We start from the raw sequence: 16,947 nt of genomic DNA, 5'->3' as shown, positions 1-16,947 counted from the left end.
ATTACTTGTATAATAGCATACGATTTACGAAAGTTCAATCATTTTATCATGATATTAACTAACTATTCTGAATGTTCGAGTTTGTGACTTTTTACTTATTTCGACAAGAAATTATTGAGGATTAGCTAATTTTAATCTTAACTCTTCCAGTTGTGCTTGTGCTACTGGGCTTGGTGCTTGCGTCAACAAATCACTAGCACTTGCCGTTTTCGGGAAAGCAATTGTATCACGTAAGTTTGTGCTACCTGAAAGGAGCATCACAATACGGTCTAAACCAAATGCCACTCCACCATGAGGAGGTGTGCCATATTCAAAAGCTTCCATTAAGAAGCCGAATTGCTCTTTTGCTTCCTCTTCAGCAAATCCAAGTACTTGGAACATTTTTTCTTGAACATCTCTCGAATAAATACGTAAAGATCCGCCTCCAAGCTCATAACCATTTAATACTAAGTCATATGCTTGTGCACGCACTTTGCTTGGATCTGTATCCATTAATGGAAGATCTTCATCAAATGGTCGTGTAAACGGATGATGCGCTGCATAGTAACGTCCTTCTTTTTCATCGTATTCAAATAGTGGCCAGTTCACAACCCATAAAAATTCGAAGCTATTTTCATCGATTAATCCTAAATCTTTTCCTAGCTTTAAACGAAGAGCTCCTAATGCATCTGCCACAACTGATTTTTTATCTGCTACAAATAACAATAAATCTCCTGCAGAAGCTTCTAATGTTTGGATTAAGCTCGCTTGTGCTTCCCCTTCGAAAAACTTAGCAATCGGTCCTTTTAATCCTTCTTCGTCCACTTTCAACCAAGCAAGACCTTTCGCGCCGTACACAGCAGCAAATTCGCCTAATGCATCAATATCTTTTCGTGAATAATTAGCTGCTGCTCCTTTAACATTAATCGCTTTTACTTGACCGCCTGTTTCAACTGCAGAAGCGAATACTTTAAATGCGCTATCTTTTACAGCTTCAGATAAATCTACTAACTCTAGACCAAATCGTACATCTGGTTTATCGGAGCCATAACGAGCCATTGCTTCATCATAATCCATACGTGCAAAAGGAATAGTTACGTCAATACCTTTTACTTCTTTCATGACTTTTTTCATCATACGCTCATTCATCTCTAAAATTTCATCCATCGATAAGAAACTCATTTCCATATCGATTTGTGTAAATTCAGGTTGACGGTCTGCACGTAAATCTTCATCACGGAAGCATCTTGCAATTTGATAATAACGTTCAAATCCACCTACCATTAACAATTGTTTGAACAATTGTGGAGATTGCGGTAACGCATAAAACTCGCCATTATGCACACGACTTGGAACTAAATAGTCACGCGCTCCTTCTGGTGTCGATTTTGTCAAAATAGGTGTTTCCACTTCTAAAAATCCTTCATCATCTAAGAAACGTCTCACCGTTTTTGTAATATCTGAACGCATTTTAAATGTGTCATACATAGCCGGTCTTCTTAAATCTAAATAACGATATTTTAAACGTACGTCTTCCCCAGCATCTGTATTATTTTCGATAGCAAATGGTGGAGTTTTTGCTTCGTTGATAATGTTAATTTCTTTTGCATGCACTTCAATTGCACCGGAAGGAATATTTGCATTCACTTGGTTTTCTGCACGAGCAATAACTGTCCCATTCACTTGAATAATATATTCATTACGAAGTTTCTCTGCAACTTGGATTGCTGTTTCCGAAATTTCTGGATTAAAGACAACTTGCACAAGTCCCGAACGATCGCGCACATCTACAAATATTAATCCTCCTAAGTCTCTTCGTTTTTGTACCCATCCGATTAACTGGACGGACTCACCAATATGTTGTTCATTTAACTGTCCGCTTGTATGTGTTCTGTTCATTATTCTTTTGCCTCCACTTGTGTTGTTATAGCTTCTTTTACTTGCTCAATTAATGTGTCAAATGGGATTAGCTGCTGTTCTCCTGTTGCTAAATCTTTTAACATTGCACTTTGTTTCTCCAGTTCATCGTCCCCGATAACAAGTACTAATTTTGCTTTTAAACGGTCTGCCGATTTCATTTGTGTTTTTATTTTTCGGTCTAGGTAGTCCATCTCTGCTGTAATGCTGTTTTGACGTAATTCATATGTAAGCTCAACTGCTTTTTTCTTTGCTGCTTCTCCCATACCAATTACATATACATCTAGTGAAGAAAGTTCTGCCCATTGATTTTTCTCTGCTTCTACTGCAAGTAATAATCTTTCAATACTCATGGCAAATCCAATACCAGGTGATGCAGGACCACCAAGCTCTTCTACTAGTCCATTATATCTTCCACCACCTGCAAGCGTTGTAATAGCGCCAAAACCTTCCGCAGCACTCATAATTTCAAATGCAGTGTGATTATAATAATCAAGTCCACGAACTAAGTTAGGATCTACTTCGAAAGGAATATTTAATAGCGTTAAATATTCTTTTACTTTTTCAAAATACGCAGCTGATTCTTCATTTAAATAATCGGTTAAAGAAGGAGCAGTTGCCATTAATGGATTATTTCGATCTACTTTACAATCTAAAATACGAAGGGGATTTTTTTGCAATCTGTTTTGACAATCAGAACAAAACTCTGCAATATGCGGTTCAAAGTGATTTACTAACGCTTCTTTATGCGCCACGCGACTTTCTGTATCTCCTAGCGAATTAATAACGAGCTTCAGTTTTTTCAAGCCAGCTTTTTGATACACAGACATTGCAAGTGAAATTACTTCTGCATCTATTGCTGGATCGCTACTTCCAATCGCTTCAATTCCGAATTGGACAAACTGACGATATCGTCCAGCTTGTTGGCGTTCGTAACGGAACATTGGCCCCATATAATACAATTTCACTGGTTGGTCTGGATATCCAAACATTTTATGTTCTACAAATGCACGCACAGCAGATGCAGTACCTTCTGGACGAAGCGTAAGTGAACGATCCCCGCGGTCTTGAAACGTATACATTTCTTTTTGCACAATATCAGTTGTATCTCCCACACTTCTCGTAAATAGCTCCGTGTGCTCGAAAATCGGTGTTCTAATTTCTTTATATTGATACATCCGACATGTGTCTCTTATGAGCTCTTCTACTACTTGCCACTTCCCTGTTTCTGAGGGTAAAATATCTTGCGTTCCTCTTGGTACTTTAATATCCATGGCTGTTGCCTCCTTCTTTTGTTTATCAATTACGTCTTGGGGTAATTGCGTCCAGATCTATTTTTATTCAAAGGCTGTTAGGACACCCTTTGAACAAAAATAAAAAAAGCTCTCATCCCTTGCATATAGCAAGGGACGAGAGCTTATATAAGCTTCCGCGGTTCCACCCTAGTTGGTCAAAAAACTGACCCTCTCGACTCTGGATAACGGCCAGCTCCGTTTTTGCCTACTAAAGAAAATCCCTTTCGACAAAAATCCTCTCGAATGTTGTTCACTGAGTTCGTCTGTAGGAAAGATTTCAGCCACGTCTTTCCTTCTCTTGTCATCCGTTTCAAACAGTTACTTTTTCGGTCATCGGTTTGTTTTAGTTTGTAATTATACTTTATCTTAATGACGTAATGGAAATAAGTCAACCCTTTTGAATAAAAGGTAGAAATTTTATATCAGAAAATTTACAATGGTAATAGGAGTGATTCAATGACAAATAATATAATGCAAAAAACAATGATCTTTTTCCTTGCTGTCATTCTACTTATTCCTACGTTTCCAGTAGATGCACAGGAAAATGAAGTAACCGTAAATGTTGCATCGTTGAAGGTTCGATCAGGCCCGGGACTTACATACGATACAATTGGCGTTGTCTCGCGTAATGACAAGCTAGTTGTAGTCGACAAAGAAAATGATTGGCTCCAGATTAAATTTGGATCCACAACTGGTTGGGTTGCCAGTTGGTATACGTCAAATGAAGCAGTCGAAATGACAAATAAACAAGTCGTTTCAAAAGCAAATCGATTAAATGTTCGAACAGAACCATCTACCTCCTCTGCTGTTATCGGGCAGCTGAACGAAGGAGATCAAACACCTGCCTACAAATCAGAAGGGGAATGGATTGAAATTGATTTTCAAGGTAGAAAAGGATGGGTAAACGCGGCATATATTACTATTGCTGAACAATCTGAAAACGAAGTGACAAACACTGAAAATCCTATTCCAGAGAAGTTATTTGTTGTATCTGTCGATATTTTGAATGTTCGTGCAAAGGCGGATTTATCCTCCAAACAAATTGGACAAGTAACAAAAGGAACACAATTTGAAGTACTTGATACCAATCATAATTGGGTAAAAGTTCAATTGGATAACGGAAAAACAGGATGGTTATACAGCTTTTATGGAACTTTTTCAAATGAATCGCAATCAACTACAACTTCCGAATCAACTAATACGATTACCATTTTATACAATGGAACTAATTTACGCTCAGATAGCACAACGAATAGTGCTGTTGTAAAGCGAGCAGATGCAGGCGATACCTTTGAAGTATCTGACAAAGTGAACGACTGGTATAAGATCGTTTTAGAAGACAAATCTATAGCATATGTTGCAAGCTGGGTAGTTTCAGCATCCAATACTATTGTACCTACAGAATACCCAATTGAGGGAACAAAGCAATCTAGAAAAAAAGGAACCTTGAAAGGCTTATCTATCGTCATTGACGCTGGTCATGGTGGAAATGATCGAGGCACTACAGGAGCCCTTGGCACAGATGAGAAAGATATTACACTGTTAACTGCAGAGTTACTTTCTTCTAAACTTCAAGCGGCTGGTGCAAATGTTATTATGACGAGACAATCAGATGTATACGTCGATCTGCGTAAACGCGTGTCCATTGGTCATCAAGCTGCTGCTGATGCATTTATCAGTCTCCATTACGATGCGGTGGATAATAGTACGGTTCGTGGATATACAACGTATTACATGCATAGTTATCAAAAGAAATTAGCGGAGTATGTACATGCAGGACTTGGTAATATGATTTCACTAAGAGATCGTGGTACTCAGCCAGGCAATTATTTAGTTCTACGAGAAAATAGACAAAATGCTATTTTAATAGAGTTAGGATATTTGAGTAATCCTACAGAAGAACGGAATGTTACAACTAGACAGTTTAGAGAACAAGCTACACATGGTATTTATAATGGAATTATTAATTATTTTGATAATCAATTAAAATAAAAAAGTGAAAGTGACATTTAAGGTCAAAACCTGATCCTCTCGTTTGCGGAGGGCTTCGGAGAGACTAGTCACCATATCATTATCGATTGATTTGTGAGAGAAGCTGCTCGTGACTAAAGTCACGAGCAGCTTCTATTTTCAATAAACTTATGGTGATTATCTGTCCTTTCCCCTCCTTCAACTAGGAGAATAAGGTTAAGACCTTTTTGAATAATTAGTGAAAAGATATTTTCCTACTCATAATGAAAGTCCCCGAAGATGCAATTTCGGTCACTCTATCACTTTCAATCATGCGTTCCTTGCTTATTTTCGCAAAGATAATACCCTCAATATGGTGATGCTATATAGGACAGGGACACGTCCTACCCAATCAAAAGATTGAAATAATATAGAGAAGTACTCAACAGCCAAAATTGTATCTTTGGCTGCTTTTTTATGAATAAGAAGGTTAAGCAATTCTCTCATTAGCATAAAGCTTTAGCATTTTGTATATTAATGTTTTAGGAGTACACAGAAAAAAGATTACCGAAAAAATACGATGAAGGCGCTAGCAGAGCTAGCACCTTCATCGTTTTAGAAACCTCGGTAATATTTTTACTAAAAATTCAAGTCCAAACTACCCCAAAAACCTGCTTAAACAATTGCATAGATAGATTCATTTCAATTAAGCTTCTAACATAATCGTCACAGGGCCATCGTTTGTGAATGTCACATCCATCATAGCTCCAAAAACGCCCGTTTCTACGGTAAAGCCTTTATCACAAAGCTTCTCATTAAATAACTCCCATAACGGTTTCGCTATTTCTGGGCGTGCCGCTTCGATAAAACTCGGTCTTCTACCTTTTCGCGTATCGGCATATAATGTAAACTGAGAAACGGAAAGAATGGAACCCTCTACTTCTTCAATAGAATGATTCATCTTTCCTTCCTCGTCTTCAAATAACCGCAAACCCGCAATTTTATCTGTTAAATAATTTATTTCTTTCTCACTATCTGTTGTTGTAATGCCAACTAACAATACATATCCATGATTAATTTTTCCAGTTACTTGTCCATCTACCGTGACACTGGCATCTCGACAACGTTGAAGTAACACTTTCATAATACGGTAACTCCTTTAGTTAATAATCCTTTGAACGGAATAGACATCTGGCAGCTGTTTAATCCGGTCCGCTACTTTGTATAAATGAGAAATATTAGAAATTAAAATCGTCAAATGAATATTGGCAATGTCATTTTCCGATTTGCCGGTTACAGCTGATACTGCTGCAATATTTGTTTTTGATTCATTGACAACTTGTAATACTTCATTTAATAATCCAGGGCGGTCAAATGCTGAAACTTCAATATCCACTTGGTATTCTTTTTTCATCGGTAAGTCTGATTGTTCCCACTCGACTTCAATAATTCTAGCGTGTGCATCATCGTTTTGTACGTTCGGACAATCTGCACGGTGAACGGACACACCTCTACCTTTTGTGATAAACCCTACAATTTCATCACCTGGCACCGGACTGCAACAACGAGATAGACGAATTAGTAAATTCTCAATACCCTTTACAATAACGCCAGACTCTGTAGTCTTTTTAATCGCAGGTGCTTTCATTTCCGTAGTAATTTTTTCGAGTGCCTCTTCTTGGTCACGAATTTTGCGCATTTTTTCAGCTAAACGATTCACTACTTGTTGTGCAGTTATACCATTAAAACCAACTGCTGCGTATAAATCTTCTTCCCCTGCAAATGCATATTTTTCACAAACACGCTTAATATTTTCAGCAGTTAATACTTCTTTTAGCTCGAATTCTTGTGCTTTTATTTCTTTTTCTACTTGTTCCTTCCCTTTCAAAATATTTTCATCTCGCAGTTGTTTTTTAAAGAACTGTTTGATTTTATTTTTAGCTTGGGAGGATTGTGCAATTTTCAACCAGTCTTTACTAGGGCCAAATGATTGCTTTGAAGTTAGTACTTCGATAATATCGCCTGTTTTTAATTTCGTATCAAGTGGAACCATTTTTCCATTAACCTTCGTACCGATTGTTTTATTGCCAACTTCGGAATGCACTCGATAAGCAAAGTCGATTGGTACGGAGCCAGCTGGAAGCTCGACAACATCCCCTTTTGGTGTAAAAACATAGACCATATCAGAAAATAGATCGAATTTTAAAGACTCCATAAATTCTTCTGCATTGGATGATTCTTGTTGGAATTCGAGAATTTCCCTAAACCATGTCAATTTAGAATCAATCGTTTGTTTCGCCTCTACTTTTCGCCCCTCTTTATATGCCCAGTGCGCAGCAACCCCGTATTCCGCAATATTATGCATCTCTTCCGTCCGAATTTGCACTTCTAGTGGATCTCCGTTTGGACCAATTACGGTAGTATGAAGGGATTGATACAAATTTTGTTTTGGCATGGCAATATAATCTTTAAATCTTCCAGGCATTGGTTTCCATAATGTATGGATAACACCTAACACCGCATAACAGTCTTTAATGCTTTTCACAATAATTCGCATTGCCAGTAAATCATAGATTTCGTTAAATTGTTTGTTTTGGACAACCATTTTACGATAAATACTATAAATATGTTTCGGGCGACCTGATACGTCTGCGACTACTTCCATCTCATCTAGCTGCTTGCGAATGTCATTCATCACATCTTTTAAGTAGGATTCACGCTCCGTACGCTTTTTTTTCATAAAGTTAACAATACGATAATATTGTTGTGGATTTAAGTAGCGTAAGGCTGTATCTTCTAATTCCCACTTCACTGCAGAGATTCCTAGTCGATGCGCAAGCGGTGCGAAAATTTCTAAAGTTTCATTGGAAATACGACGTTGTTTCGCTTCTGGTAAATGTTTTAACGTACGCATATTATGTAAACGATCCGCAAGCTTTATAAGGATAATCCGAATATCTTGTGCCATTGCGATAAACATTTTACGATGATTTTCCGCTTGTTGTTCTTCTTTGGACATATATTTAATCTTACCAAGTTTTGTAACGCCATCTACTAAAAGCGCCACTTCTTCATTGAACTCTCGCACAATATCTTCTCGTGTATATTCGGTATCTTCTACGACATCATGTAGAAAACCAGCTGCAACGGTTTCTGGATCCATCTGAAGATCAGCTAAGATTCCAGCTACTTGGATTGGATGTAAAATATACGGTTCACCAGAATTTCGAAACTGTTCTCGATGTGCATGTTCTGCAAGTACATATGCTTTTTTCACAAAATTCACATGTTCTTCGTTCATATAAGTGGAAATTGTATCGAAAACATCTTCTGCTGTCTTCACTTGATCTTTTGCCATGCTGTGCTCACCTGATTTCGTTTATATTTATCAAGGGATTGTGGACCCCTACTGAATTGTATGTATCCTTTGCATTCTTCTCCCTATTAATATAAGCGGGAGACTTCCGCTGAATGAAGTTAAAATTGTATATAGATTATATTCTATAAAAAAAAAGAGGGACTTGTAAAGTCCGCCCTTATTTAGTACTGCATTAATGTGCAAATATCGTAATCTTTTAGCTTCTTACGCCCTTCTAAATATGTAAGCTCGATTAAGAATGCACAACCAACTACGACTCCGCCTAATTCTTCTACTAATCGAATTGTTGCATCAATCGTACCACCAGTTGCAAGTAAATCGTCGACAATCAGTACGCGTTGTCCAGGTTTTACAGCATCTTTATGCATAGTCAGAATATCTTTGCCATATTCTAATCCATATTCTGCACGAATTACTTCGCGTGGAAGCTTTCCTTCTTTACGGACTGGAGCAAAGCCTATTCCAAGTGAATAAGCAACAGGACATCCAATGATGAATCCACGCGCTTCCGGTCCAACGATAATATCAACATTCACCTTTTTTGCATATTCTACAATCTGGTCCGTTGCATACTTGTATGCTTCTCCGTTATCCATAATTGTCGTAATATCCTTAAAACTAATACCTGGTTTTGGCCAATCCTCAACCGTTGTTACATATTGCTTTAAATCCATTTTTGCTCCTCCTCAGGAACGGTTTGCCCTGCTCTTCGCTCTTCAAACCATTGTTTCAGTTCAATGTATGGCGCATATAATAGCTTCTGTTCAAGCTCAATTTCATTTGCACGCTGTTGATACGTTGGTGCTTCCGATAAATCTTGTTTAGCAGGATTATCATTCAAAACCAACGACCCACCCTCTATTCTAACAAAATTAAGCTCAAAAAACACCTTTGACATAAAATTAATTGTTTTTTGACTCCAACCTGTATGCTTAGATAATTCATTTATATGCTGTTTTAACGCAAATGTCTTGCGCTTTGCTAAAAAAGAGAAGTACCACTTAAATTGATCACGAGTCGGTAAACCTTCAAAATACGTAGACTCATCTGCATAGAAATGTGCATAGATCCGTTGCCACTGTTGGAATTCTAGCAGTTGAGTGAGTTCTTTTTCAGCAGATGGTAAATCTAAAATAGTCACAAAATCTGCATGTACTTGCTGCTCTATCAATTCGGCGACTTGCCAAATATCTTTTGGAATGACTGATCTATAGTGTGCTATTGTTTGTTCGTGAAACGCTACAAAAACAGTTTGATCAAGAGGAATAGTCGGTAACCAGCGATTCACTTGACGAATTCCACGGATATCAAAAAGCTGCCATTGATTAGTTTTGGCATCTTGAATCATTAGCTGTGGCTTTTTTCGTCCATTCCATTCATTAATTTGTAAATCACCAATAAACGAAAGTTTGGTAGCTGGCGCAATTTCGTCTGCTAGTTCTCCTTTGCCAAATCCAATTGCATCTAATAGCGCAACTCCTTGCTTTAACTCCATTTTCACATGATTTTGCGCAGATCCAATTTTTCGTACAGATGACACTTCTACATTTTCTATACAATAGACCGGTTTGGCAAAATCCATTCCAAATGGAGCAAGCTTTTGAAGCGATTCAATCGATTCCGTTGAAATTTCATCCATTTCAAGTGGCACATCTATTGAAATGATTGGGATTAATTGCTCTTCTGTTAATACTATTTTAGCCTGTTCGTTTAATCGATTTCGGAATGCTTCTACATGTTCCAAAGGTAAAGTCATACCAGCTGCCATTGGATGTCCACCAAAATGCGGTACGATGTCGCTGTTTTTTGCAATCTCTTTATACATATGGAATCCTTCAATACTACGAGCAGAACCTTTAGCTATTTGCTTTTCTTCGTCAAAGCCAAGAACAATTGCAGGTCGATAATATTTTTCCACTAATTTAGAAGCTACAATTCCTAATACACCTGGATTCCAATCTTTTTTCCCAACTACAATCACACTAGGTCCTTCTAGGACATTTGCTTCCTCAATCATGTTCACTGCTTCATCCGTAATTTCTTTAACAATTGCTTGCCGTTCTTTATTTTTATCATTCAGCATATTGGCAATGGCTAATGCATAGTTCGGCTCTTCTGTTAAAAATAATTCGACCCCTGGTGCCGCCTCACCCAGTCTACCTACTGCATTGATACGTGGACCAAACATAAATCCAACTGTCTCTTCATTGATCGTGGATATTTCTACACCACTTACATTAGCAAGCGCCTCTATGGCTATAGAATCGGTTCGTTGCATTTGTTTTATTCCTTGTTGCACAAAATAACGGTTTTCTCCAGTCAATGAAACCAAATCCGCAATTGTTCCGATTGCTACTAAATAATAAAATTCTTTCGGTATTTCACCGATTAACGCATGTGCCACTTTAAAAGCAACGCCAACCCCTGCTAAATGAGCAAATGGGTACGTTGTGTCCTGTAACCCAGGGTGAATAATAATATCTGCAGGTGGCAATGTTTCCCCTGGTTCATGGTGATCCGTTACAATTACATCCATTCCTAATTCTTTTGCAAATTGAATGGCTGCATGCCCAGAAATCCCATTATCAACCGTGATAATTAATGAGACCCCTTCATCAAAGGCTTCTTGAAATAATCGTTCACTAGGACCATAGCCGTCAATAAATCGATTAGGTATTTTAAAAAGAGCATCTGCCCCCATTGACTCTAATATTTTCATCATAATCGTTGTACTTGTGATGCCATCCGCATCATAGTCACCATATACCATTATGCGTTCTCCTGCAGCTATCGCTTGGTGAATTCGAGCCACTAAAGCATCCATTCCATTCAATAAAAATGGATTATGAATTTGTTCTTCTGAAATATGTAAAAATTGCTTAGCATCTTCCACACTTTCAAAACCTCTGGATACTAACACTTTTGCACAGACACTTGGTATGGCAAGTGCTGTTTCTAGATCATGTACAAGCTGTTCATCCGGTCTTGAAATAAGCCATTTTTTTTGAGATTGAATCATTCTTTCACTTCCTTATGTATTATTAAACGCGTTAGAAAACCTTTTGACATAAGCCAAAAGGTTTTCTACTTAATTTGTCGTATTTTCTTCTTTTATTTCCGTTACTTTTGGTAGTTGCTCTTGATGAACAATAATTTCATTTTGTAAAGCGTTTATAGATGCCTCTTTCTTCTCTAGCTCTTTTTCAAGATGTTTCACTTTTCTTGATAGAACAAAAGAACGATAGATTGCAACGGTACCACTTAATAATGCACCCAATAATGCAGAACCAAGAATCACTAAAATAAGTGGCCATTCGGCTGTACCAAACACATAATTTACTGGGACAGAGTCAACGTTGTAAACCGCAAATAAAGCAATGATAACTGCAAATAATAATCCAAATAATAATGACCATTGAAATTTCATCTTGGCACCCCGTTTATTTTTTATCTTATCATAAAAAAAGAGAACAGAATATATACTCTGTTCCCTTTTATTCAAAACTTAAACTACAGGCTCATCAGAACCCCATTTTTTCTCTTCTTTCTTCACATCAAGTCCGCCTGTTTTACGTAACTCTTTCACTTTCAAATCGTACCACAACTGTGCTCCGATAAAAATAGAAGAATACGTACCTGCGATTAACCCTATTAATAAAGCAATCGAGAAGTTTTGAATTCCACTTGCTCCAAATAATAGAAGTGCCACAACTACTAAAATAACAGTTAACACTGTATTTACAGAACGTCCAAGCGTTTGGCGTAATGATTTGTTTACGATTGTAGCAAGTTCTTCTTCGTTAGTAATCTTTTTGCTACGGTGTAAATTTTCTCGAATACGGTCAAACGTTACAATCGTATCATTAATCGAATACCCAACAATTGTCAGTACAGCAGCTATAAATGTAATATCTACCTCTAAGCGTAGAATACTGAATATCGAAACCATTAAAAATGCATCATGCAGTAGCGAAACGATGGAAGCAAGCCCCATTCTCCACTCAAAACGGAATGCAACATAAATGACAATACCTAATGCCGCAAACAGTAGTGCTTTTACCGCATTTTTGGCAAGTTCTCGTCCGACCGTTGGAGATACACTGCTTACAGTTGGATCAATACCAAATTCATCGGTCATTGTCGTTTTTAATGTTTTAACTTCTTCTTGGGTAAAATCCTCTTTGTAATTTACAACAGCAATTTCATTATTTTCTCCAGAAAGTACAATATCATCGGAAGATAAACCAATATTATCTAGTTTTTCCGAAACAATTTCTTTTGTTAATGGCTCAGTAGACTGAATATCTACGCGAGTACCACTGGAGAAATCAATTCCAAGATTTAACTGGAATACACTTAAGATGATAATCCCAGAAATCGTTAAAGTGATTGAAGCAATATAGAAAATTTTACGACTGTGAACAAAATCAAAACGGTCAAATTTCGTCGTTAAGTCCAGTGTATCCACTTCTTCTTCTGGTGCGTGCATGCGTTTCTTCGGAATACCAAACCAACCTGGTTTATTATCAAAATAACCACTGTGTACGAGCAACCCTAATAATATACGTGACGCCCAAACCGCTGTAATGAAAATAACTAATATACTTATGATTAACAGCGTTGCAAATCCTTTAACAGAACTTGTACCAAAATAGAACAATACAGCTGCTGCTAAAAGAGTCGTAATATTAGCATCAAAGATCGCTGAGAAAGATTCTTTTGCTCCTGCGTCGAACGCCTTTTTAACAGACTTACCAACTCGTAATTCTTCCCTAACTCGTTCATAGGTCAAAATATTGGCATCTACGGCCATCCCTACACCGAGTACAATGGCTGCAATACCCGGAAGCGTTAATACACCATTAATCCAATCAAAAATGACTAAAATTAAGAAAATATAAACGACCAAAGATATAACTGCTACTACACCTGGTAAACGGTAATAGAAAATCATAAAAATGAAAATAGCGGCAATCCCGATAATACTAGCAAGAATTGTACTATTTAATGCTTCTTCACCAAACTGGGCACCAACAGATGTAGAATAAATTTCCGTCAACTTAACCGGTAATGCACCTGCATTTAATATACCCGCTAAATGTTTTGTTTCATCTACTGTAAAAGCACCTGAAATTTCTACGCTATCCGAACTAATACGTTGAGAAACTCTAGGATTCGATGTGAATTTAGGATCTGGCTTCATCACTTCAGCAGCGTATGAATCGACACCTTCTTCAAAATCCATCCAAATAACTAATACATTATCTGGTGCTGGTTTAGCAGCAATTTCAGAAGTTACTTCTGCAAATTTATTGGCATCTTTAAGCTCCAATGTAACAATAGGCTGTCCTTGCTGATTAAAGGCAGCTTTAGCTCCACCTTGTTTTAAATCCGTCCCATCTAACATTACATTGTCTTCAGAATCACGGAATGTTAAATTTGCCTCTGTAGAAAGCATTTCCCGCGCGGAGTTTTGGTCTTCCACTCCTGCAAGTTGGACACGTATACGCTTGCCGCTTTCAATTTGAATACTAGGTTCACTTACCCCTAATACGTCAATACGATTTGAAAGTGCTGCTGCCGTATCAGCAACTACCTCATCTGTAATTACTTGTCCTTCTTTTAATTCTTCTACTTGGTAAAGTACCTCAAAACCACCTTGCAAGTCTAAACCAAGTTTAATATTATTTAGTACACCGCTAACTGTAGGGCTGATTGTCCCTGCAAAAATAACGATAAGCAATAAAAACGCAACTATGCGCCCTCTAGTTTTCATATGTATGTATCCTCCTCAAAAAACCGCAACATGTTTATTATGAAACACGATGCGCTCGCTGTCAAATAACGGTTAACTTATGCATCTACATTTTTTGGATTTAATAATAGTTGCAGTTCTTCTTGATTAATCTCTGAAAACCAGTTAGCCGTCTTAAATTGATCAATCTGTTCATAGGTCATATATTCTGCTGGTGAAATAGAAAGTACATCATTGACTATCTGATATAAAGGCAAAGTGGCAATGTCTTTTTTACGCCATTTTTTGGACACACAATATTTCCATATATCCTTTTCTGTCACTGTCGCGTACTGGTATACTTCAAATTCACTTTTCTTACTTTCTAAAGCCGGTAGTACGTGCGTAAATATTTCTTCGTAAGTTTTTTCCAAAATACCGCACCTCTTTTCACGAATAATGTACTAACTAGTAAGCATATTGTTATTGTAAACGATGTTCCTGTATTTGAGAAGGAAGTGTTTATTTGTCGACATTTTTAAAAGGTTCTCTTGTATTAATGCTTTCCATTTTTTTATCTAAGTTTCTAGGTTTTGTTTATCGAATGCAGTTTGTCCGGTTAACGGGCGAAGAAGTTGTAGGTATATACTCAACCGCCTATCCAGCTTTTATCTTTTTCTTATCCATTATACAACTTGGGATCCCAGTTGCCATTGCTAAAATAGTTGCCGAGCTGCGGACAAGAAATGCGATTTCACAGTATTTCTCCGTGATGCGAACTTCCGTTATTTTAACAGTTGCTTCAACACTAATATTCACACCATTATTTTTATTTGTCACGCCAATGATTTCTGGTAACTTATTGAAAAACGATGCAATTACCATGACTTTGTATGTCTCTATTGCAATCGTGCCATTAGCAGCGGCAAGCGGTATTATTAAAGGCTTTTTCCAAGGAATTGCTAGATTAGAAGAAACTGCAGTGGCACAATTGTTAGAACAAATTTTACGCATATTGCTCATCACTTTTGCATTACCGTTCTTACTGAATTCGGCTTCCCCTCAAGAAGCCGCAGCATATGCAATGGGGATGACCCTACTTGCCGAGGCTGCATCGTTACTTTATTTAAAATGGAAATATGATAAATGGAAAACAAAGCAAAAGTATGCAAAAGCAACAAGTTCTTATCCTTTGTCACCGTTACTCGCGATTGCCTTACCATCATCTGGTTCAAGATTATTTGGATCTTTCACATGGTTCTTAGAGCCAATCGTTTTTATCAAAGCACTTGCTGTTACAGGAATGACCAGCATAGCAGCTACTACATTATACGGGGTCATCTCTGGGGTATTAATACCATTAGTATTATTTCCGTCGTTTATCCCTTATGCCCTTTCGATTGTGCTCATTCCTGCGGTAAGCGATGCATTTGCAAGGAGGGACCTCTCCCTTTTAAAAGAAAGAATTCATTTATCGTTAAAGTTTTCTACCTTAACTGGTTGCTACGCGGCCACTTTATTTTATTTGCATGGTGGCGATTTAGTTTCTGCCCTTTTCCATGTAGAAAATTCCACTATTTACATGAAAATATTATCACCTGTTTTTTTCTTTTATTATATTCAAAGTCCGTTATTTTCCATTTTACAAGCACTGGACAATTCAAAAGCCGCTTTTTTAAATTCTTTATATGGCGGCATTGGGAAACTATTGTTATTATTTTTTCTTGCCTCCCAAGTTTCTATTCAAGAAAAGGGAGCTGTTGTTGCGATTGGTTTTGGAGTATTGATCACGTCATTTTTACATATCGCTTCGTTAAAAGAAAAAAAAGAAGCACAAATCGGTTTCTCGTTTTTTGTTCTACCATACGCTGTTTTCTTAATCACTATTATTGCAAGACCGCTTCTGATTGCTATAGGCGATCAATCTTTAATCGTCGATTGTTTGTATACATTAGCCTTTTTGACGATCGGCTTAGTGTTAACTAGACAAATAAAGCGAAAAGAAATAGCTGTGATACTTAAAATTGTTCGGACAACTAAAAAGAAGTTTTAATCTGTATATAAAGTGCATCTTCCTCATAGCTACAATAGAATATTTTTTCTACATTCATAATCGATTGCTTTTCTAGTTCTTCCCGTAACCATTTTTCACTTTTTCCGATTCGTTCCAGATGTTCTTGTTGAATATCTCCATCGATAATGAGTGGAAATACGTATTGTTCTTCTTCTTTTTTAAATACCGACAAGTTTCCTGAAGGCTCCAAAAATGCATAGGAAACAGACCGGATAGAACCAATTTGCTGTTCTCGTAATTGTTGCAGTAAATCATCTAAGTTATATCGCTGTTTTCGCATTTCTTTTTCATTAATAATTCCTTCTTTCATAATGATAGAAGGTTCACCTTCCATGGCATCTCGAAACTTTTTACTTTTCAATGAAAAATAAGAAACACCTATTTGGATAATCAATAACATAACCATTGGCACTAACGCATGAATAAAATTACTATGTGGGTCGTCTAAAGCAAAGGCAGCGACCTCTGCTATCAGTAAAAAAACGACTAAATCAAAAATACTTAACTCTCCGACCTCTCGTTTTCCCATTATGCGTAAAATACCTAATATAACCCAATATAGTATAATCGTACGAAGCATTATAATGAGTATATCTTGCATATGATCACCTCATCCTTA

Annotated in this window: 12 protein-coding genes and 1 other annotated feature; of the genes, 2 read left to right on the top strand and 10 right to left on the bottom strand. The window is 37.2% G+C overall.

All coding sequences use genetic code 11. The annotated features are described in order from the left end of the window. Window positions 1–111 precede the first annotated feature (111 nt). Both aspS and hisS read right to left on the bottom strand, forming a co-directional pair. Window positions 112–1,881, bottom strand: a complete 1,770-nt coding sequence (aspS, locus tag ACIQ38_RS07635; protein ID WP_402821357.1) for an aspartate--tRNA ligase — start codon at window positions 1,879–1,881, stop codon at window positions 112–114. Then, the gene (gene hisS / locus ACIQ38_RS07630) at window positions 1,878–3,170 is read right to left on the bottom strand and encodes a histidine--tRNA ligase (RefSeq protein ID WP_402820418.1); all 1,293 of its coding nucleotides are present in this window, start codon (window positions 3,168–3,170) and stop codon (window positions 1,878–1,880) included. The genes aspS and hisS overlap by 4 nt, the downstream gene beginning before the upstream one ends. A gap of 128 nt (window positions 3,171–3,298) precedes the next feature. Continuing rightward, window positions 3,299–3,534: a binding site (T-box leader), on the bottom strand. A 113-nt stretch (window positions 3,535–3,647) separates the two neighbouring features. Here hisS and ACIQ38_RS07625 point away from each other — a divergent pair. Further along, on the top strand, window positions 3,648–5,183 hold the full coding sequence (locus ACIQ38_RS07625) for an N-acetylmuramoyl-L-alanine amidase family protein (protein WP_402820415.1): 1,536 nt from the start codon (window positions 3,648–3,650) through the stop codon (window positions 5,181–5,183). Window positions 5,184–5,847: 664 nt separating this feature from the next. On the opposite strand, the gene dtd is transcribed toward ACIQ38_RS07625, so the two are convergent. The 7 genes from dtd to ACIQ38_RS07590 form a co-directional block, all read right to left on the bottom strand. Continuing rightward, window positions 5,848–6,285 (bottom strand): D-aminoacyl-tRNA deacylase, encoded by a 438-nt coding sequence (gene dtd, locus ACIQ38_RS07620; RefSeq protein WP_402820411.1) that lies wholly within the window; start codon window positions 6,283–6,285, stop codon window positions 5,848–5,850. Between the two features lie 15 nt (window positions 6,286–6,300). Then, window positions 6,301–8,499 (bottom strand): RelA/SpoT family protein, encoded by a 2,199-nt coding sequence (locus tag ACIQ38_RS07615; RefSeq protein WP_402820408.1) that lies wholly within the window; start codon window positions 8,497–8,499, stop codon window positions 6,301–6,303. A gap of 182 nt (window positions 8,500–8,681) precedes the next feature. Next, window positions 8,682–9,194 carry an adenine phosphoribosyltransferase gene (locus ACIQ38_RS07610; protein ID WP_093266200.1) on the bottom strand — a complete coding sequence of 171 codons (513 nt, stop codon included), beginning with the start codon at window positions 9,192–9,194 and terminating at the stop codon, window positions 8,682–8,684. Next, entirely contained in the window at window positions 9,185–11,539 is a 2,355-nt protein-coding gene (gene recJ, locus ACIQ38_RS07605; RefSeq protein WP_402820404.1) for a single-stranded-DNA-specific exonuclease RecJ, read from the bottom strand. The genes ACIQ38_RS07610 and recJ overlap by 10 nt, the downstream gene beginning before the upstream one ends. 69 nt (window positions 11,540–11,608) lie before the next feature. Then, window positions 11,609–11,947, bottom strand: coding sequence for a LapA family protein (locus tag ACIQ38_RS07600; protein ID WP_402820401.1), 339 nt, complete (start codon window positions 11,945–11,947; stop codon window positions 11,609–11,611). Between the two features lie 78 nt (window positions 11,948–12,025). After that, window positions 12,026–14,296, bottom strand: coding sequence for a protein translocase subunit SecDF (secDF, locus tag ACIQ38_RS07595; RefSeq protein ID WP_402820398.1), 2,271 nt, complete (start codon window positions 14,294–14,296; stop codon window positions 12,026–12,028). 77 nt (window positions 14,297–14,373) lie between these two features. Continuing rightward, window positions 14,374–14,688, bottom strand: coding sequence for a post-transcriptional regulator (locus ACIQ38_RS07590; RefSeq protein ID WP_402820395.1), 315 nt, complete (start codon window positions 14,686–14,688; stop codon window positions 14,374–14,376). A gap of 92 nt (window positions 14,689–14,780) precedes the next feature. Between ACIQ38_RS07590 and ACIQ38_RS07585 the strand changes: the two genes are divergently transcribed. Next, window positions 14,781–16,307 carry a putative polysaccharide biosynthesis protein gene (locus ACIQ38_RS07585; RefSeq protein WP_402820392.1) on the top strand — a complete coding sequence of 509 codons (1,527 nt, stop codon included), beginning with the start codon at window positions 14,781–14,783 and terminating at the stop codon, window positions 16,305–16,307. On the opposite strand, the gene ACIQ38_RS07580 is transcribed toward ACIQ38_RS07585, so the two are convergent. Further along, on the bottom strand, window positions 16,291–16,929 hold the full coding sequence (locus ACIQ38_RS07580; RefSeq protein ID WP_402820389.1) for a DUF421 domain-containing protein: 639 nt from the start codon (window positions 16,927–16,929) through the stop codon (window positions 16,291–16,293). The genes ACIQ38_RS07585 and ACIQ38_RS07580 overlap by 17 nt on opposite strands. Window positions 16,930–16,947: the final 18 nt, after the last annotated feature.

The organism is Psychrobacillus sp. NPDC096389 (genome assembly GCF_044762855.1).
Lineage (GTDB): Bacteria > Bacillota > Bacilli > Bacillales_A > Planococcaceae > Psychrobacillus.
The sequence above is the reverse complement of the archived record's forward strand: the minus strand, read 5'-3'. Positions and strand labels throughout refer to the sequence as shown.

Excerpts from the sequence above, each read along its gene's own strand:
- ACIQ38_RS07615 (WP_402820408.1), bottom strand. The coding sequence starts at position 8,499 with ATGGCAAAAGATCAAGTGAAGACAGCAGAAGATGTTTTCGATACAATT.
- ACIQ38_RS07600 (WP_402820401.1), bottom strand. The coding sequence starts at position 11,947 with ATGAAATTTCAATGGTCATTATTATTTGGATTATTATTTGCAGTTATC.
- hisS (WP_402820418.1), bottom strand. The coding sequence starts at position 3,170 with ATGGATATTAAAGTACCAAGAGGAACGCAAGATATTTTACCCTCAGAA.
- dtd (WP_402820411.1), bottom strand. The coding sequence starts at position 6,285 with ATGAAAGTGTTACTTCAACGTTGTCGAGATGCCAGTGTCACGGTAGAT.
- ACIQ38_RS07580 (WP_402820389.1), bottom strand. The coding sequence starts at position 16,929 with ATGCAAGATATACTCATTATAATGCTTCGTACGATTATACTATATTGG.
- ACIQ38_RS07610 (WP_093266200.1), bottom strand. The coding sequence starts at position 9,194 with ATGGATTTAAAGCAATATGTAACAACGGTTGAGGATTGGCCAAAACCA.
- ACIQ38_RS07625 (WP_402820415.1), top strand. The coding sequence starts at position 3,648 with ATGACAAATAATATAATGCAAAAAACAATGATCTTTTTCCTTGCTGTC.
- secDF (WP_402820398.1), bottom strand. The coding sequence starts at position 14,296 with ATGAAAACTAGAGGGCGCATAGTTGCGTTTTTATTGCTTATCGTTATT.
- recJ (WP_402820404.1), bottom strand. The coding sequence starts at position 11,539 with ATGATTCAATCTCAAAAAAAATGGCTTATTTCAAGACCGGATGAACAG.